This is a genomic window from Dongia soli (assembly GCF_034044715.1).
GTDB lineage: Bacteria > Pseudomonadota > Alphaproteobacteria > Dongiales > Dongiaceae > Dongia_B > Dongia_B soli.
On sequence record NZ_JAXCLW010000002.1, the window covers coordinates 750,629 to 767,903 of the forward strand.

The 17,275-nt window shown below is 59.1% G+C and carries 18 protein-coding genes; 8 read left to right on the plus strand and 10 right to left on the minus strand.

Annotation, left to right across the window (positions count from 1 at the left end; all coding sequences use genetic code 11):
• Nucleotides 1-58: 58 nt before the first annotated feature.
• Nucleotides 59-1,132, plus strand: coding sequence for a HoxN/HupN/NixA family nickel/cobalt transporter (locus SMD27_RS09955; protein WP_320508212.1), 1,074 nt, complete (start codon nt 59-61; stop codon nt 1,130-1,132).
• A 3-nt stretch (nt 1,133-1,135) separates the two neighbouring features.
• Here SMD27_RS09955 and SMD27_RS09960 read toward each other — a convergent pair whose 3' ends face one another.
• Nucleotides 1,136-1,537 (minus strand): cupredoxin domain-containing protein, encoded by a 402-nt coding sequence (locus tag SMD27_RS09960; RefSeq protein WP_320508213.1) that lies wholly within the window; start codon nt 1,535-1,537, stop codon nt 1,136-1,138.
• Between the two features lie 11 nt (nt 1,538-1,548).
• Entirely contained in the window at nt 1,549-2,343 is a 795-nt protein-coding gene (locus tag SMD27_RS09965) for a metallophosphoesterase family protein (protein ID WP_320508214.1), read from the minus strand.
• A gap of 418 nt (nt 2,344-2,761) precedes the next feature.
• Here SMD27_RS09965 and SMD27_RS09970 point away from each other — a divergent pair, with 418 nt between their 5' ends.
• Nucleotides 2,762-3,298, plus strand: a complete 537-nt coding sequence (locus SMD27_RS09970) for a sigma-70 family RNA polymerase sigma factor (RefSeq protein WP_320508215.1) — start codon at nt 2,762-2,764, stop codon at nt 3,296-3,298.
• Nucleotides 3,295-4,083, plus strand: coding sequence for an anti-sigma factor family protein (locus SMD27_RS09975; protein WP_320508216.1), 789 nt, complete (start codon nt 3,295-3,297; stop codon nt 4,081-4,083). Before SMD27_RS09970 ends, SMD27_RS09975 begins: the two co-directional genes overlap by 4 nt.
• 74 nt (nt 4,084-4,157) lie before the next feature.
• Here the strand turns inward: SMD27_RS09975 and ssb are convergent, their stop codons facing one another.
• The gene (ssb, locus tag SMD27_RS09980; protein ID WP_320508217.1) at nt 4,158-4,664 is read right to left on the minus strand and encodes a single-stranded DNA-binding protein; all 507 of its coding nucleotides are present in this window, start codon (nt 4,662-4,664) and stop codon (nt 4,158-4,160) included.
• Nucleotides 4,665-4,965: 301 nt separating this feature from the next.
• Here ssb and uvrA point away from each other — a divergent pair, with 301 nt between their 5' ends.
• The 4 genes from uvrA (at nt 4,966) to SMD27_RS10000 (ending at nt 10,843) form a co-directional block, all read left to right on the plus strand.
• Nucleotides 4,966-7,842: an excinuclease ABC subunit UvrA gene (uvrA, locus tag SMD27_RS09985; protein WP_320508218.1), complete on the plus strand. Its 2,877-nt coding sequence runs from the start codon at nt 4,966-4,968 to the stop codon at nt 7,840-7,842.
• Nucleotides 7,839-8,771, plus strand: a complete 933-nt coding sequence (locus SMD27_RS09990) for a nucleoside hydrolase (RefSeq protein ID WP_320508219.1) — start codon at nt 7,839-7,841, stop codon at nt 8,769-8,771. Before uvrA ends, SMD27_RS09990 begins: the two co-directional genes overlap by 4 nt.
• Nucleotides 8,772-8,782: 11 nt before the next feature.
• Complete coding sequence (locus SMD27_RS09995) at nt 8,783-9,421, plus strand: glutathione S-transferase family protein (RefSeq protein ID WP_320508220.1); 639 nt, start codon at nt 8,783-8,785, stop codon at nt 9,419-9,421.
• A gap of 261 nt (nt 9,422-9,682) precedes the next feature.
• Complete coding sequence (locus tag SMD27_RS10000) at nt 9,683-10,843, plus strand: multidrug effflux MFS transporter (RefSeq protein WP_320508221.1); 1,161 nt, start codon at nt 9,683-9,685, stop codon at nt 10,841-10,843.
• A gap of 17 nt (nt 10,844-10,860) precedes the next feature.
• Here SMD27_RS10000 and SMD27_RS10005 read toward each other — a convergent pair whose 3' ends face one another.
• From SMD27_RS10005 to SMD27_RS10020, 4 genes are all read right to left on the minus strand, one after another.
• Nucleotides 10,861-11,496: a LysE family translocator gene (locus SMD27_RS10005; RefSeq protein ID WP_320508222.1), complete on the minus strand. Its 636-nt coding sequence runs from the start codon at nt 11,494-11,496 to the stop codon at nt 10,861-10,863.
• A gap of 71 nt (nt 11,497-11,567) precedes the next feature.
• Complete coding sequence (locus SMD27_RS10010; RefSeq protein WP_320508223.1) at nt 11,568-11,867, minus strand: PilZ domain-containing protein; 300 nt, start codon at nt 11,865-11,867, stop codon at nt 11,568-11,570.
• A gap of 111 nt (nt 11,868-11,978) precedes the next feature.
• Complete coding sequence (locus SMD27_RS10015) at nt 11,979-12,371, minus strand: RidA family protein (protein ID WP_320508224.1); 393 nt, start codon at nt 12,369-12,371, stop codon at nt 11,979-11,981.
• 10 nt (nt 12,372-12,381) lie between these two features.
• Complete coding sequence (locus SMD27_RS10020; RefSeq protein WP_320508225.1) at nt 12,382-12,885, minus strand: DUF2165 family protein; 504 nt, start codon at nt 12,883-12,885, stop codon at nt 12,382-12,384.
• A gap of 119 nt (nt 12,886-13,004) precedes the next feature.
• On the opposite strand from SMD27_RS10020, the gene trmFO reads away from it, so the two are divergent.
• Nucleotides 13,005-14,390, plus strand: coding sequence for a methylenetetrahydrofolate--tRNA-(uracil(54)-C(5))-methyltransferase (FADH(2)-oxidizing) TrmFO (gene trmFO / locus SMD27_RS10025; RefSeq protein ID WP_320508226.1), 1,386 nt, complete (start codon nt 13,005-13,007; stop codon nt 14,388-14,390).
• Nucleotides 14,391-14,396: 6 nt separating this feature from the next.
• Here the strand turns inward: trmFO and SMD27_RS10030 are convergent, their stop codons facing one another.
• From SMD27_RS10030 to upp, 3 genes are read right to left on the minus strand one after another with little or no spacing between them, the layout of a single operon-like run.
• Nucleotides 14,397-15,062, minus strand: a complete 666-nt coding sequence (locus tag SMD27_RS10030; RefSeq protein ID WP_320508227.1) for a hypothetical protein — start codon at nt 15,060-15,062, stop codon at nt 14,397-14,399.
• A 34-nt stretch (nt 15,063-15,096) separates the two neighbouring features.
• Nucleotides 15,097-16,611 carry a glycerol kinase GlpK gene (gene glpK / locus SMD27_RS10035; RefSeq protein ID WP_320508228.1) on the minus strand — a complete coding sequence of 505 codons (1,515 nt, stop codon included), beginning with the start codon at nt 16,609-16,611 and terminating at the stop codon, nt 15,097-15,099.
• 10 nt (nt 16,612-16,621) lie between these two features.
• Complete coding sequence (gene upp / locus SMD27_RS10040) at nt 16,622-17,275, minus strand: uracil phosphoribosyltransferase (protein ID WP_320508229.1); 654 nt, start codon at nt 17,273-17,275, stop codon at nt 16,622-16,624.

Genomic DNA, 17,275 nt, shown 5'->3' on the forward strand with positions numbered 1-17,275 from the left:
TAAAAACATCATACTCATTCAAACTGTTTCATGGGCTAGGCCTTAAACGGGGGATTTCATGGGCACTGTCCTGCGGCGCATCTTCAGCGATGGAGGCGACAATCTGCGCGACAAGGTGATTGCACTCCTTATCTTGCTGATCGTCGCGAATATCGGGGTCTGGTGCTGGGCTTTCATGGCCTTCCGTGACCATCCCCTCCTAATGGGTACGGCTTTCCTGGCCTATAGTTTCGGCCTGCGGCATGCGGTCGATGCCGATCACATCGCCGCCATCGACAACGTCACCCGCAAGCTGATGCAGGAGGGCAAGCGGCCCATCGGTGTCGGCTTTTTCTTTTCGCTCGGTCATTCCAGCATCGTGGTCCTGGCCTCGGTTGGCGTTGCCGCCACCGCTGCCGCCTTCAAGGATCAGATCGAGGCGTTTCACGCCATCGGTGGCTTGATCGGCACTGCCGTTTCGGCGAGCTTCCTGCTGGCGATTGCCGTCATCAACCTGATGATCCTGGTTGGTGTCTACCGCACCTTCCGGCATGTCAAGGCTGGCGGGCGCTATGTCGATGAGGATCTCGACATGCTGCTGGCGCGTGGCGGATTGCTGGCGCGACTCTTTCGTCCGGTCTTCGGGCTGATCCGCCGGAGCTGGCATATGTATCCGCTGGGCTTCCTCTTCGGCCTCGGTTTCGATACGGCGACTGAAGTCGGACTGCTTGGTATTTCGGCGGTGCAAGGCTCGCAAGGCCTGCCGATCTGGTCGATCCTGGTCTTCCCTGCCCTCTTCACCGCCGGCATGTCGCTGGTCGACACGATCAACAGCATCCTCATGCTGGGTGCCTATGGCTGGGCTTTCGTGAAGCCGATCCGGAAACTCTTTTACAACATGACCATCACAGCGGTCTCGGTCATCGTCGCGGTGGTGATCGGCGGCATCGAAGCGCTGGGCCTGCTCAGCGACAAATTCAATCTCACCGGCCCGGTCTGGGATCTGGTTGGCAGTCTGAATGATAGCTTGGGTACCGTCGGCTATCTCATTATCGGGATTTTCGTTGTCAGCTGGATCGTCTCTGCGGTGATCTACCGGGTGAAGCGCTACGACGAAATCGACGCGCGCCTCACCACCGATACACCCCGTTAAGAATCAAGGGGCCTTGACGATAATGGTACCGACCATTTTTGGATGGACCGAACAGAAATACCGATAGGTGCCGGGTTTCTGAAAGGTGAAGGAGTAGGCATCATCGGTATCGAGGGGCGGCGATTTGAAAAGGCGCGGATCGTCGTCGCTGACCACCGTGTGCGGGATATCGTCGTGATTGGTCCAGGTGACCTTGGTTCCCGCCACCACCGTCAGGTTGACCGGCGAAAAACTAAAATTACCGATCTCGACCTGATTGGATGACGCGGCGGCGGGGACGCCACCCGGCGCCAAAGGCGGCATCTCCATGCCGTCCGGCATCACGGCATAAGCGAGATGCGACGTCAGCAAAAGACAGGCGATGATAGCGCTGTTTCCCAGCCGGTATGCTCTATTGATCGGCATGAGGCTCTCCTTCAGGCGCTTAACGGCGTGTCGATGATTGCCAGGGGCTGCGTGCTCGATAGCAAGTTGACGTTGCGAATCCCAAGTAGCGACTTGAGACGGCCGGCATCGACCTTCATCGGCCCTGGATTGGGGGCCGAGCCGGGAGCGGGCTGTGGATAGGCCGTCGAATAGGCCGTGTGGAAACTGACCGTGCCTTCGATTTTTTGCATCACCTGGTGGATATGCCCATTGAGCACGGTCACCGAGCCGAACGGCTTCAGATAACTCATCGCTTGCGCGGCATCATCGGTGCCCCAGCCCCATTTGTCATAGACCATCCAGAGCGGAATATGGGTGAAAACAACGATCGGTGTGCTCGCGGACCGCGCCTTGAGGTCGCTTTGCAACCAAGCCAATTGTTCCTCGCCGAGATGGCCGAAGCCGCCTGATTTGAAGCCAAGAACATTCACCAATGCGATGAAATGTACCCCGCCTTGATCGAAGCTGTACCAGCCATCGCTACTCTTGGAAAAACGCTCGAAGAACGGTCTGCCATCGTCAATCAGGATGTCATGCTCACCGGGAACGTAATGTGTCTCCAAGCCGGTTTCCTTGATGATTTGCTCGGCTGTGTCGAACTGATCGGGCTTGGACAGGTGACTGACGTCACCGGTATGAATCATGAAAGCCGGCTGAGCCGGAAGTGATTTGATCCGCTGGAGAGCTTGTTGGAAAGTTGACGCCGGATCGGGGTTGGGGGCCTTGTTGAAGCCGATATGGCTGTCGCTGATCTGCACGAAGCTGAAGCTCGCGGCATCTGCCATGGCGGTATCCACGAGATCAAGGCTCACCGATCTCAGAATGCCCCCGCTCATCATCCAGACAACACCGGTCCCCGCCCAAAGGCCGCACTTCAGAAAGCCACGCCGGTTTGTGCCTTGCCGTTCGTCCGAGCTCCGCGGTGCATCAAATGTTACAGATTCGTTCATCTCCAGCCTCCCGCATCCGATCCACTGTTGGATCTGCTAAAGACGGAGATCACCCGGGTACCGGCGTTATTCTGCAAAACGGGAGAGAATTTTATTCTTGTTTTTTTTGCATTTTTTGACTCTCGATCGAGAATAAATCGAGGCGCCGCATGATCTAATCGTCCAGGACCAAGTGAACTGGGTCAGACATGTTCATATGCAGATCACTGCCGACACCGATCGGTAACTGTTATCTCACGGCCGGGTCCTGAACGTGGCCGGCCGTCCAGACTCTCAGCGTTTTCAGGCTGAAGTCCTGGTGCATCTCGACGCGGCGCATAATTTAGCGCGCTGGATTTTGCGCGATCCGACCGATGCGGAAGATGTGGTGCAGGAGGCCTTGTTGCGTGCCTTTTCCTATTTCCCATCCTTCCGGGGCACAAATGCCCGCGCCTGGCTTTTGCAGATTGTCCGCAATGCCGCCTATGGCGCCCTGAAGAAGAAACGGGGCATTCATCTGGTGAGACTGGGCGAGAATGCCGAGGAAGCAGGTGAGAATGCCGAGCTCGCCGATCCGGCGGACGATCCGGAAGTCCACTTGATCCGTAGCGAAGCGCAGCGCCAGATCGACGCGCTGCTACAACAACTGCCCTTGGAATTACGGGAATGCGTGATCCTGCGGGAGTTGGAGGAACTGAGTTACAAGGAAATCGCCGAGATCATCGAAGCACCGATTGGCACAGTCATGTCGCGGTTATGGCGAGCCCGGAGATTGTTGAGCAAGGCTTCGGCCGGAGCGTCTGTATCATGAGTACCAGGGAAAATTGCGACAAGGTCTTGCTCGTTCAAGCCGATTTCGACGGGGAGCTTGATGCTCAGCAATCCGCCGCACTCGTCACGCATCGCGAAACCTGTCCCTATTGCCGAGAAGCCTGGGCACAATTGTCGGACACTCGTAATGCCCTGCGCAGGGGAGCGACTTATCATTCTGCTTCGGACGCCTTGCGTCGCCGCCTCGACCGGCAATTGGCCGTCGCCGGCATGGTCCCGGTCGTCACACATCCGCGGCCCAGTGCGACGGGGACTGGCGGCCTTTTGGCTTGGTGGCGGTCCTTGGTCGGATTCGGCCTCGGTGCGGCGGTCGCGACCGTTGCGGTGCTCATGCTGATCCAGCCGGTCCCCTCCGGCGATATTGCCGATCTGGTCATGGAAAACCATATCCGCTCGCTTCAGCCCGGCCATCTGGTCGATATCGCCTCCAACAATCAGCACAATGTGAAGCCTTGGTTCGACGGCAAAATCGATTTCGCGCCGCCAATTAAGAACCTCGCCGATCAAGGTTTCCCGCTGGAAGGCGGCCGGCTGGATTATCTCAAGAACCGCGAGATTGCGGCCCTCGTCTATCGCGGCGGGCAGCATCTGATCAATGTCCTGGTCTGGCCGGCTGACGGAGCTTCCGAGCCCCCACAACTCCTGGAGCGAGCGGGCTATAACATTATTCACTGGCAGGAAAAGGATATGACCCTCTGGGCCATCTCGGATCTTAATACGGCGGAATTGCAGAATTTCGTCGCCTTATGGCGCACGCATCCGTGAACTCGTAGAACCTCCGGGCAAAGAAAAAGCCGGAAGCGATTGCCTTCCGGCCTTTTTCATGGATTTGCCGAAGCTCAGAACGGAATATCGTCGTCGAGATCGCCGCCGCCGGAACGGCCACCACCGCCCGAGCCGCCGCCGAACCCACCGCCCCCGCTACCGCCGCCATAGCCACTGCCGCCATTGCCGTAACCGGAATCAGGCTCGCCGCCCATGCCGCCGCCTTCGCCGCGGCCACCGAGCATGGTCAGTTCGCCGCGATATTTCTGCAGCACGACTTCGGTCGTGTACTTCTCGACGCCGCTCTGGTCGGTCCACTTGCGGGTCTGCAACTGGCCTTCGATATAGACCGTGGCGCCCTTCTTCAGATAGCGTTCGGCCACATCGACGATGCGATCGTTGAACACCACCACCCGGTGCCATTCGGTCTTCTCGCGCCGTTCGCCCGAACCCTTGTCTCGCCAGGTTTCCGAGGTCGCGATCGACAGGTTGGCGACCCGCGTTCCGTCCTGGGTGGTGCGGATTTCCGGGTCCCGCCCCAGATTGCCGATCAGGATGACTTTATTGACGCTGCCTGCCATTTGATTTGCCCTGTCTGGAATTGCGTTGTCATGGTTTCCATTTATGAGGCTGACTTAACACTGATGGCCGGTGAAAGTCAGCAGCAAAGATACGTACAGGCCGATTACCGGTATTTAGGCGGAAAAGCCGTGAATTTCCGGGCCTTAGCCTAATTCTGCATGCCTCACATTACCTCAGTGCGGCCCGAATCTCATCAGGCCATCTTCCACTTTTGTTCTTTTTCGGCGATAGTCGCCGACCGGCGGCCGGAACCCTCCCGGAAGCCGGTATGACCAGCGGGTTTGAAGGATCGGATCAGGCATGGCGAAGGCAGTAGACGGCGCGAAAATCTCGGTACGGGGCGCCCGCGAACACAATCTGAAGAATGTCGATGTCGATATCCCGCGTGATTCGCTGGTGGTGATTACCGGTCTCAGCGGTTCGGGCAAATCCTCCCTCGCCTTCGACACGATTTATGCCGAAGGCCAGCGGCGCTACGTCGAATCGCTTTCCGCCTATGCCCGGCAGTTCCTGGAACTGATGCAGAAGCCGGATGTCGATTCCATTGAGGGCCTTTCGCCGGCCATCTCGATTGAGCAGAAGACGACGTCCAAAAATCCGCGCTCGACCGTGGGCACGGTGACGGAGATCTATGATTATCTGCGCCTGCTCTATGCCCGGGTCGGTATCCCCTATTCGCCCGCGACCGGCCTGCCGATCGAAAGCCAGACGGTCAGTCAGATGGTCGACCGCATCATGGCGCTGCCGGAAGGAACCAGGCTCTATCTGCTGGCGCCGATCGCACGCGGCCGCAAGGGCGAATACAAAAAGGAGTTCCAGGATCTGCAGAAGCGCGGTTTCCAGCGCGTGCGGGTCGACGGCACGATCTATGAGATCAATGAGGTGCCGACGCTCAACAAAAAGCTGAAGCATGATATCGAAGTCGTGGTCGACCGCGTGGTCGTGCGCGACGGTATCCAAACGCGCCTTGCGGACAGTGTGGAAACGGCGCTCGGGCTTTCGGATGGATTGCTCTACGCCGATCCGGCCGATAAAGGCGGCGAGCGCATTATGTTCTCGGCCCGCTTCGCCTGCCCGGTTTCCGGCTTCACGATCGATGAAATCGAGCCGCGTCTTTTCTCATTCAACAATCCCTTCGGCGCCTGCCCGGTCTGCGATGGCCTCGGCAACAAGCTCTATTTCGATCCCGACATGGTGGTGCCGGATGAGGGTAAGAGCCTGCGCCAAGGTGCCATCGCGCCCTGGGCTAATTCCTCATCGCAATATTACATGCAGGCGCTCGACAGCCTGGCGCGGCATTACAAGTTCAGCGTTACAAAACCCTGGGAAGAGCTGCCGAAGAAGATCCGCGACATCATCCTCTTCGGTTCGGGCGAGGAAGCCGTCACCATGACCTTCGATGACGGTGTGCGCAGCTACAAGACCACCAAGCCGTTCGAGGGCGTGATAACGAACATGGATCGGCGCTTCCGGGAAACGGATTCGTCCTGGGTGCGGGAGGAACTGGGCCGCTTCCAGTCGACCAGTCCCTGCGAGGCTTGCGGCGGCCAGCGCCTGAAGCCGGAAGCGCTGGCGGTGAAGATTGACAAGCTGAACATTGCCCAGGTGACCGATATGTCGATCGCCCAGGCGGGCGAATGGTTTGGCGGGCTCAACAAGAAACTGACGACGAAGCAGCGTGACATTGCCTATCGCATTCTCAAGGAAATCAATGAACGGCTTGGTTTCCTCAACAGCGTGGGTCTCGATTACCTGACGCTGAGCCGTGCCTCGGCCACGCTCTCGGGCGGTGAGAGCCAGCGTATCCGGCTCGCCTCACAGATCGGTTCAGGCCTGACCGGCGTGCTCTATGTGCTCGATGAACCCTCGATCGGCCTGCACCAGCGCGACAATGACCGGCTGCTGGCAACCCTCAAGCGATTGCGCGATCTCGGCAATACCGTGCTGGTAGTCGAGCATGATGAAGATGCCATCCGCAGCGCCGATTACCTGATCGATATGGGACCGGCAGCCGGCATCCATGGCGGTGAAGTGGTGTCGGAAGGCACCCCGGCCGAAGTCATGAAAAGCAACAGCCTGACGGCGCAGTATCTCAGCGGCCGGAAACAGATCGCGGTGCCGAGCGAGCGGCGAAAAGGGGCCGGCAAGGAAGCGCAGCTGCGCATCGTCGGAGCTCGCGGCAACAATCTGAAGAATGTCAGCGTCGATATTCCGCTCGGCACCTTTACGTGCGTGACGGGCGTTTCGGGGGGCGGAAAATCGACCCTGGTGATCGAGACGCTGTATAACGCCCTCGCCCGCCGGCTGCATGACGCGCGGACCCATCCGGCCGAGCACGACAAGATCGAGGGCATCGAATTCCTCGACAAGATCATCGATATCGATCAATCGCCGATCGGCCGCACGCCGCGCTCCAATCCGGCGACCTATACCGGCGCCTTCACGCCGATCCGGGACTGGTTCGCCGGTTTGCCGGAAGCCCAGGCCCGCGGCTACAAGGCCGGCCGTTTCTCCTTCAATGTCAAAGGCGGCCGTTGCGAAGCCTGCGAAGGCGATGGCGTTATCAAGATCGAAATGCACTTCCTGCCCGATGTCTATGTGCAATGCGACCAATGCAAGGGCAAGCGCTACAACCGCGAAACCCTGGATATTACTTTTAAAGGCAAGTCCATCGCGGACGTTTTGGAGATGACGGTCGAGGAAGGCGTCGAGTTCTTCAAAGCGGTGCCGGCGATCCGCGACAAGCTGGCGATGCTGCAGCAGGTCGGCCTGAGCTACATTCACATTGGTCAAGCGGCGACCACCTTGTCCGGCGGTGAAGCACAGCGTGTCAAACTGGCCAAGGAATTGTCGCGCCGCGCCACCGGCCGCACGCTCTATATCCTTGATGAACCGACCACCGGCCTGCATTTCGAAGATGTGCGCAAGCTGCTGGAGGTGCTGCATCAACTGGTGGATCAAGGCAATACCGTTGTCGTGATCGAGCATAATCTGGAGGTCATCAAGACCGCCGATTGGATCATTGATCTCGGCCCCGAAGGCGGCGACAAGGGCGGGAGTATCGTCGCCACCGGTACGCCGGAAACCGTCGCCGATACCGCTGCCAGCTATACCGGACAGTATCTCGCGCCCTATCTGACGCCCCGCAAGGTGAAGCGTACCGGCAGCAAGGGTTGAGCGACCAAGTAATGGCAACGCATCGCATCATTTTCGATACCGATCCGGGCATTGACGACGCGGCGGCGATCCTCCTGGCGATGAGCTCGCCGGAGATTGAGATCCTCGGCATGAGCACCGTGGCCGGCAATGTACCGCTGGCGCTGACAACAACCAATGCGCTGAAACTTTGCGAGCTGGGCAACAGGACCGATATCAAGGTTTATCCGGGTGCCGATCGTCCGCTGAAGCGTGAAGCCGCCACGGCCGAACATGTGCATGGTATGACGGGGATGGATGGCGCTGTTCTGCCGGAGCCGAAGAAACGCGCCGAGACGCAGCATGGCATCGACTGGCTGGTGGCAACCCTGCTGGCGGCGGAACCGAAAAGCATCACCCTGATCGTGCTGGGGCCGCAGACCAATATCGCCCTTGCCTTGCGGCGCGCACCGCGGATTCGCGAAGCCTTGCGCGAGGTCGTGATCATGGGCGGCGCATCGGAACAGGAAGGCGGCAATATCACGCCCTATGCCGAGTTCAATATTTACGTCGATCCAGAGGCGGCGGCGGAGGTCTTCGATGCCAAATTGCCCGTCACGCTGGTCTCGCTGGATGTAGCGCGCAAGGTCGTTGGCACGGTGGAGCGGCTCGACCGGCTGCGGCATAACGGAAATGCTGCCTCTGTCGCCTTGGCGGATATGCTCGGCTTCTATACCGGCCGGGGCAAAGGCAATGAGCCAATGTACGATCCGCTGACGATCGCCTGGCTGTTGCAGCCGGATCTATTCACCAGCCGCATGGCGCAGATAGAAGTCGATATCGGGGATAAGGAAACGGCCGGCCAGACCAGAATGACTTTCGATGTGCCTGGAGCGACGAACCGTGTATTGGTGGATTGCAAAGCAAGCGGGTTCTTCGACCTGCTGACAACGCGTGTCGCGCGGATATAGGGGTTAAAGGGATGTATAAGCTGTACTGGAGTGCGGGCGGCGCCAATATGGTGGTGCATGCGTTGTTGCGTGAGATCGGCGCCGATGTCGAGATGATCAATATCGACATCCATAAAGGCGATCAGCGTTCAGCGGCGTATCTCAAGCTCAATCCTCATGCACGTGTCCCCACTTTGGTTTATGACGGCGACAAGGTCATCTATGAGAGCGCCGCCATCACCCAGTTCTTGGCGGAGCGGCATCCGGAAAGTGGTCTCGCCCCCCTGCCCGGCCATCCGGATCGCGGCGCCTATCTGCAATGGATGGTCTATCTGACCAACACCCTGCAAGAAGCCACGATGCATTACTGGCACAATGACAACTTCATCGATGGCGCCGACGAACAGGCCAAATTGAAGGCACATTCGCAGCAGCGCATTGCCAAGATCGCGCAATTCCTCGACGATCATCTCGCGGCCAAGGGGCCGTATCTGTGCGGCGGTAAATTCTATGCCTGCGATTACTTCCTCGCCATGCTGGCGCGCTGGACACGTTTGATGGCCAATCCGCTGCATCAATGGCCGCATCTAAATAAGCTGATCCGCGCGGCGCTCGACCGTCCCGCCTACAGGCGGATGCTGGAAGAAGAAGGCATCGATCAGCCGGTGTGACGGCCACGGCATAGCTGCGTGGCTGATTGGTTGACAATTTAAAAGTGTCTCGCCTAGCATCAACCTGGAACAATCAGGAGCAATACCATATGAACACAGCATTCATCATCGTCGTAGGAAGTTGGCGCGTGGTCCGGTGACGGCACCAAGCCGGCACCGCATGCGCCCCCGACAAGTTCGGGGGCTTTTTTTATGCCTGAACGAGATCGATTCCGATTGGACATGCAGATGATTTTCGCTCCCTCGCCTCCCAGATTTTTCATGCTTAGTCTGCTATGCGCTTTCTCGGTGCTGCCGTTGAACATATTTTTGCCGACATTGCCGAGCATCGCCGCGGATTTTCACGCCGATTACGGGCTCATCAGCCTGTCAATCGCGGGATATGCGGCCGTTTCCGCCATACTGGAACTAACCATGGGACCATTGTCGGACCGCTTCGGGCGACGGCCGATCGCGCTGACATGTTTGGTGGTATTCGTGGCCGGATCGATCGGCTGCGCATTGGCAACGAATATCCAGGTCTTTCTGGCCTTCCGGGTGCTGCAGGCGACCATTACATCCTGCTATCCGGTGTCGATGGCAATGATCAAGGATACAGCCGGCAAGGATCAGGCCGCGAGCCGGATCGGCTATGCGGCGATGGCAGCGGCTCTCGCACCGATGCTTGGTCCGACTTTAGGCGGTGTCATCGATGAAGCATGGGGGTGGCGGGCCATTTTTTGGAGCCTTGGTCTTGCCGGGACAGCTCTGTTTGCTCTGTGCTGGTTCACGCTTGATGAGACCAACAAGAACCGGTCGAGCACCATCCGGCAGCAGCTTGAGGCTTATCCAACGCTGCTTCGCGCACCGCGTTTCTGGGCTTATGGGCTTTGCATGGCATTCTCGACGGGCACATTTTACGCCTTTCTGGCGGGTGCGCCCTTGGCGGCAAAAGTGGTGTTCGACATACCGCCGGCCATGCTCGGTTTTTATATGGGCACCGTTACGGCAGGTTTCGTGGTCGGCAGTTTCGTATCCGGCCGCTATGCTCGCGGGTATCCTTTGACGGTGACCATGATTGCCGGGCGCATCGTCGCCTGCGCCGGTCCTCTGATCGGCTTGGTGATCCTTTTCACCGGCGCCAGGCATCCGGTCGCGTTCTTCGGTCCTTGCATACTGATCGGCCTGGGCAACGGCCTGACAAATCCAAGCGCTTTCGCTGGGGCACTCTCGGTGCGGCCGAATCTGGCGGGAAGCGCTTCCGGCCTGGCCGGCTCGATGATGATCTTGGGCGGTGCGGCGCTGTCCTCAATGACCGGCGCGGTGCTGACGGAGGCTAACGCAGCTTATGCCACGCTTTGCATGATGTTGCTTGCCGCCGTTATTGGGCTGATAGCCGCCTTTTATGTGCTCCTGCTGGACAGACGCGAGGCCCTGGCGTGAGGAGCCGGCTATTCGCGTCAGCGAGAGCGGATAGCGTCACTGATCAATTTGATGCCGAGGGCGCCGATGATGCCGCTGGCAATCCGGTCGATCCAGACCTTTGAGCGCAAATAGGCTGCACGCGGCGGTGCCGAAGAAAAGAGCACGGCGACGATCGTGTACCAGCCCGTCTCGATGGCAAAAATCAGCGGCAGCAATACGGCAAATGTCCAGCCTGGCATATTCGCCGGCAGCAAGGCGGCGAAGATACTGCCATAGGCAATTGCGGTCTTGGGATTGCTAAGCTGCGTCGCGAGGCCGATCAGGAAGGAGCGGCGAAATCCGATTGAGGCTGCGATGGTCGGCATCTCAAGGGATAGCGGCTGCTTGGCACCACGCCAGATGCGGAACGCCAGATAAACGAGATAAGCACCGCCGGCGACCTTCAAACCCAGATAAAGCCAGCCGACCTGGGCAATGACAACCTGCAGGCCTAGCAGCGCCAAGGCGGCAAAGGACATTCCGCCGATGCCCATGCCGAGCGCTGTTGCGAGGCCGGCGCGACGTGAGAGCGCGACAGAGGTTCGAACCACGAGAACGAAGCTGGGTCCGGGACTTATGGCACCGATCATTACGGCGCCGGCGATGCTCAGGATGGGCAGCAAGGCGGCCATAAGTGTTTCCTCCGGCTCCATCGATGTTGGCGATAAGCCTAGCCCGCGAGACCCGGAACCCTCAATGCCGGTTAGGCCGCGATATCCTGGTTGGTAAGGAAGCGCACACCGAATTCGCTCCCGGTGGAGCGGACCCATTCGCAAAGCTGCGTGCCTATGCCGTTGATGGTCAGTTCGAAACGCCGCGGCAAAGGCTGAAACAGACCGAGCGACAAGCGCGCGCCGGAGGCGGAAATATCCTGCACCGTGCAATCGAACACGCTTTGCCCGCCATTGATGAGAATCTTGCCCCCTTTGAGCGCGCGGCGGCGCGGCGCAAGGCGACGATCTTGAGGCCGCGATTCCTGATGCAATGTGACATCGGCTTGCATGACGATATCCTGCGCACTGTCCAAAGGGTCCCAGACAATAACCTGACTGAGGCCGAATTCCTAGGAGATATTTTAGTCGAAATTGACCGAACCGGTGGTTAAACGGTTACCTTAAACGGCAGCTTTCGCGGCGATGGCTTCAACCTCGATCAGCATGTCCGGATGGGCCAAACCGGCAATCACCATCAAGGTCGAGGCCGGTTGTGCACCGTGCAAGGCCCGGTCGCGAATGATGCGGCTTGCCGCCACATCGCTGGCCCGGGTCAGCAGGATATTAACCTTAACGAGATCATGCACGCTCATCCCGCCAGCGGTGAGCAGTGCGACGAGATTGGACCAGGCCAGTTCCGCCTGCGCCTCGAAGCCGGTCGCCAGTTTCTGGTTGAGGTCGCACCCTACCTGGCCGGAAATATGCAGCCAGCGATAATTTTCGGGTACCAGGACTGCTTGGGAATATCGGCTGAAGGGTGCCGGGGCACTTGCCGGATTGAGACGTTCCAACATGAGCTTCTCCTCAGGACGGCGTTAATTCATCATCTTTCTGCAGCAGGAAGATCAAGACAACCATCATGGTCATGTAGAAGCGGAAAGCGCCTTCTTGGCCGTTCCAGATCTGTGATTGCCACATCGCAAACCATTCGCCGCCGATTACCATGAAGCCGATGAACCAGTTGACGAAGCCGATCGCGGCGGCAATGACGCCGAGCGATTTGACACGGTGAAAATCGCGCGCCGGGGCATGCAGCCTCCGCAGAAGCCGGTAGCTACAGATCAGGAAGCCCAGACCGGTCAGGCCCTCCGCTACGATGATGAGCCAGTAGCCGGCATGGTGCAAAATGGGCGAAGATATCGCACGCCACATCAGGACATTGCCGGGAAAGGTCGTATCCATCGTCAGGACATGTTGGACGAAGGCGAAGTTCGAGCCGTAATCGATGATATTGTCGAAAGCGACGAGTAATCCAAACAGCGCCAAACCGAAGGTCATGACGATCTTGGCATAGCGTGTGGCGATCATGTCCGTCCCCCCCCGAAAGAAGGCGGCTATATTCGGTTGTAAGCGGCGCGGTGTCAAAGTCAGACAGGTTGCGGCATTTGTGGCTTGTTTCCGGGGCATTGCAGGGCTATCTCTCGCCCATGACGAACAATGCACCTAAAACCGTTCATGTGATCGGCGCCGGTCTCGCCGGCAGCGAAGCCGCCTGGCAACTTGCCCAAGCGGGTGTGCCGGTCATCCTCCATGAAATGCGGCCGCTGCGTGGCACAGAAGCGCATCAGACCGATCGTTGCGCCGAACTGGTCTGCTCCAATTCGCTGCGCTCGGATGATGCCGTTAACAATGCCGTCGGGCTGCTGCATGAGGAAATGCGGCGCGCCAATTCGCTGATCCTGCAAAGTGCCGACCGCCACAAGTTGCCGGCCGGGGGTGCTTTGGCGGTCGACCGCGAGGCATTTGCCGAAGGTGTGACCCAAGCATTGGCACAACATCCCCTGGTCACCATGACCCGTGAGGAAATCACCGGCCTGCCGCCGGAGGAGTGGGACAGCGTCATCGTCGCGACCGGCCCCCTCACCTCGCCGGCCTTGTCGCAGGCGGTGCTTGATGTGACAGGTGAAGCGGCGCTGAGCTTCTTCGATGCAATCGCGCCGATCGTGCACCGTGACAGCATCGATATGGAAAAGGCCTGGTTCCAATCGCGCTATGACGAGAAAGGCGCCGGCGGTACCGGGGCCGGCGGCGACGGCGCCGATTACATCAATTGCTCGCTCGATAAGCCGGTTTATAACGATTTCATCGAGGCGCTGCTGACCGGCGAAAAGACCGACTTCAAGGAATGGGAGCAATCGACGCCTTATTTTGAAGGCTGCCTGCCGATCGAAGTCATGGCAGCGCGCGGTCCGCAGACCTTGCGCTTCGGGCCGATGAAGCCGGTCGGCTTATTCAACCCGCATGACCAGCGGCGGCCTTATGCCGTCGTGCAATTGCGCCAGGACAATGCGCTCGGCACGCTCTACAATATCGTCGGTTTCCAGACAAAGCTGAAGCATGCCGAACAGGTACGTGTCTTCCGCATGATCCCCGGGTTGGAAAATGCAGAATTTGCCCGTCTGGGCGGGCTGCATCGCAACACCTTTCTCAACAGCCCCAAATTGCTGGATCGCAGCCTGCGGCTGAAAGCGCGGCCCAGCTTGCGTTTCGCTGGCCAGGTCACCGGCGTCGAAGGCTATGTAGAAAGTGCGGCGATCGGCCTGCTGGCGGGACGCTTCGCCGCCGCCGAACGGCTAGGCCGCGTGATCGTCACACCGCCGCCGACCACGGCCATGGGCGCGCTTCTAAGCCATATCACGGTCAATGCGGATGCAAAGACGTTCCAGCCGATGAACGTCAATTTCGGCCTGTTCCCGGAGATTGCCTCGCCTGGAGGCCTAACCAAGGCCCAGTTGCGCGAGTGGAAAGCCGGCCGTAAACCGCGTTTGTCCGAACGGGCGCTGCAGGACCTGAGCGGCTGGCTCACGGCCTGACTGCAGCTAGGCATCGCGCATGCTCAGACGTACAGCGGCGCGATGAAAGAACTGCAATCCCATGGCCTCGCCGATGCATTCACTGTAATCGCCATCATCGCTGAGTTTCTCGCAGCGCTGCCGCAGCGGTTGGACGATCTCCAACTGACGCGGCATTTCCTGGCGAATGCAGGATCGCGTTTCCGTCTTGCGGTCGACGCATACATTGATCACACCGATGGCGAAGCCTTTCACCAGCTTCTTTAAAAACGGTTGCGGCTTGCGCCAATCGGCCGATTGCATCTCCGGGCGATTGGAAGGCGGAATTTTGCTGCGCATATCGGCGGCGAGACTGCCCATGCTGATGCATTCGACATACGGATCGATCGCCATCAGCGGCGCGCAGGCCCGCTGACCTTCCGCCGGGGTGGCGAAAGCTTGGACTAGTTTCACGCGAAAGCATTTCTGCATGGCCGGCACCGCACCGCTTTGCTGGCAGTTCTCCGCAAGTTCCTCTCCGATCACGCGCGTCACCGCATCATATTCGGCGGCGAAGTAACGAGCATCATGGCTAGTTTCCGATTGCTGCGCCGCCGTATCAGCCTCGGGTGAGCCCGATTGGCAGGCTGCAAGGGGCAGGATCAGGAGAAGGGCCAGCAGCGTCACGAGAAGGATGCCGGCAGCTCTGTTCATTTGCCCTCACCTCCTCTTATAACAGGTTCCGTCGTCAGGTCGGGCTGTTCTGCACGCGTTTAACGGCGGCCCGCCATCCCTTATAGAGATGCTCCCGGTCGACCTCGGGCATCCTCGGTTGGAACAAGCGATCCCGCTGCCATGTTCCGGCGACCTCGTCCAGTGAGGCGAAAAGACCGCTACCAAGGCCGGCGCAGATCGCAGCACCCAATGCCGTGGTTTCCGCCACCACCGGGCGTTCCACCGGCATATTCAGAATGTCGGCAAGAAACTGCATGACCCAATCATTCTTCACCATGCCACCATCGACCCGGAGCTTTCGGGTGCTGAGATCGGCATTGCCGCCGCCGCTGCCGGTATCGCTCGCCCCGGCATCGTTCGCCATGGCTTCCATCAGATCTCGGGTCTGATAGCAGACGGCTTCCAGGGCGGAACGAACCACTTCGGCAATACCGGTATCGCGGGTGAGGCCGAACAGCGCACCGCGTGCCGAAGGGTCCCAATAAGGCGCGCCAAGACCGGTGAAGGCTGGCACCAGATAGACACCATTATTGCCGGCAATCGACCGTGCCAAGGCTTCTGTTTCGCCGGCTTGATGTATCAATTTCAATCCGTCGCGCAGCCATTGCACAGCGGCGCCGGCGACGAAAATGCTGCCTTCGATAGCATAGGCAAGCTCGCCTTTTAGGCGATAGCCGATGGTCGTGAGCAGGCGGTTGCGCGATGTCACCGCTTTGGAGCCAGTGTTCAACAAGGCGAAACATCCCGTTCCATAGGTGCTTTTGATCATGCCGGGTTTGAAGCAGGCCTGACCGATCACGGCCGCCTGCTGATCGCCCGCCATGCCACTGATCGGCAGGCTAATGCCAATCGCGCTGATCTCGCTCTGGCCGAACAACCCTGCATTGTCGCGGACCTCCGGCAGCATTGAGGCTGGAATCCGGAAGAGATCCAGCAACTCTTCATCCCAGCGGAGATCGTGGATATTGTAGAGCATAGTGCGTGAGGCATTGGTAATGTCGGTCGCATGCACCTTGCCCCCGGTCAGGCGATAAAGTAGGAAACAATCAATAGTTCCGAACATCAGGTCGCCGGCATCGGCGGCCTCGCGTGCACCCGGCACGTTTTCCAGGATCCAGGCGATCTTGGTCGCGGAGAAATAGGAATCGATCAGAAGGCCGGTTTTCGCTTGGATCTTCGGTTCGAGGCCGCGGTCAATCAATTGACGGCACAAAGGTGCTCCGCGCCGGTCCTGCCAGACGATGGCATTGTGGATCGGCTTGCCGGTGCGCCGATCCCAAACGACAGCGGTTTCACGTTGATTGGTAATGCCGATTGCGGCGACCGTTTCCTTCGCTTTCGCCGTCACCTCGCGGCACAAATCGGCGGTATGCGACCAGATATCCTGGGGATCGTGTTCCACCCAGCCGTCATTGGGGAAGATCTGCGGCAATTCGCGTTGCGCTACTGCCTGGATGGTGCCCTGACGATCGAACAGGATAGCCCGGGTCGAGGTCGTGCCTTGGTCAATAGTGAGGATGGCTGCCATATGCGCGCTCTTATTTGGTCCCGAAGATGCGGTCGCCGGCATCGCCGAGGCCGGGAATGATATAGGCGTTCTCGTTCAGATGGGAATCGAGCGAGGCAGAATAGATTTGAATCTTCGGATGGGCGCGGGTGAAAACGCCCACACCTTCCGGCGCGGCCACCAGCACCATCATCAAAATGTTCTCATCGGCAACGCCGTACTTATTCAAGACATCGGCCGCCGCTGCCGCGGAATGACCCGTCGCCAGCATCGGATCGACCAGGATGAAAGTGCGGCCTTCCGGCTCCGGCAGTTTGACGAAATATTCGATCGGCCTTTTGGTTTCGTGATCGCGGTAGAGGCCGACATGCCCGACGCGGGCGGAAGGGATCAGCTCGAGCAGGCCATCGGCCATGCCCAGGCCGGCCCGTAGGATCGGCACCACCGCCACCTTTTTGCCGGCGATGACCGGCGCATCCATCGTGGTCAGAGGCGTCTCGATCCGCATTGTCGTCATCGGCAGACGACGGGTGATTTCGTAGCCCATCAGCAAGGAAATTTCCTTCAGGAGCTGGCGAAACAGGATGGTCGGCGTCGCCTTGTCCCGCATCATGCTGAGCTTGTGCTGGATCAGCGGATGATGGAGGACATGCAGCTGCGGAAAATCCGGATTGATGATCGGCAT

Coding starts and splice junctions, on each gene's coding strand:
- SMD27_RS09955 (WP_320508212.1), top strand. CDS start 59: ATGGGCACTGTCCTGCGGCGCATCTTCAGCGATGGAGGCGACAATCTG.
- SMD27_RS09960 (WP_320508213.1), bottom strand. CDS start 1,537: ATGCCGATCAATAGAGCATACCGGCTGGGAAACAGCGCTATCATCGCC.
- SMD27_RS09965 (WP_320508214.1), bottom strand. CDS start 2,343: ATGGCAGATGCCGCGAGCTTCAGCTTCGTGCAGATCAGCGACAGCCAT.
- SMD27_RS09975 (WP_320508216.1), top strand. CDS start 3,295: ATGAGTACCAGGGAAAATTGCGACAAGGTCTTGCTCGTTCAAGCCGAT.
- ssb (WP_320508217.1), bottom strand. CDS start 4,664: ATGGCAGGCAGCGTCAATAAAGTCATCCTGATCGGCAATCTGGGGCGG.
- uvrA (WP_320508218.1), top strand. CDS start 4,966: ATGGCGAAGGCAGTAGACGGCGCGAAAATCTCGGTACGGGGCGCCCGC.
- SMD27_RS09995 (WP_320508220.1), top strand. CDS start 8,783: ATGTATAAGCTGTACTGGAGTGCGGGCGGCGCCAATATGGTGGTGCAT.
- SMD27_RS10000 (WP_320508221.1), top strand. CDS start 9,683: ATGCTTAGTCTGCTATGCGCTTTCTCGGTGCTGCCGTTGAACATATTT.
- SMD27_RS10005 (WP_320508222.1), bottom strand. CDS start 11,496: ATGGCCGCCTTGCTGCCCATCCTGAGCATCGCCGGCGCCGTAATGATC.
- SMD27_RS10010 (WP_320508223.1), bottom strand. CDS start 11,867: ATGCAAGCCGATGTCACATTGCATCAGGAATCGCGGCCTCAAGATCGT.
- SMD27_RS10015 (WP_320508224.1), bottom strand. CDS start 12,371: ATGTTGGAACGTCTCAATCCGGCAAGTGCCCCGGCACCCTTCAGCCGA.
- SMD27_RS10020 (WP_320508225.1), bottom strand. CDS start 12,885: ATGATCGCCACACGCTATGCCAAGATCGTCATGACCTTCGGTTTGGCG.
- trmFO (WP_320508226.1), top strand. CDS start 13,005: ATGACGAACAATGCACCTAAAACCGTTCATGTGATCGGCGCCGGTCTC.
- SMD27_RS10030 (WP_320508227.1), bottom strand. CDS start 15,062: ATGAACAGAGCTGCCGGCATCCTTCTCGTGACGCTGCTGGCCCTTCTC.
- glpK (WP_320508228.1), bottom strand. CDS start 16,611: ATGGCAGCCATCCTCACTATTGACCAAGGCACGACCTCGACCCGGGCT.
- upp (WP_320508229.1), bottom strand. CDS start 17,275: ATGCCGATCATCAATCCGGATTTTCCGCAGCTGCATGTCCTCCATCAT.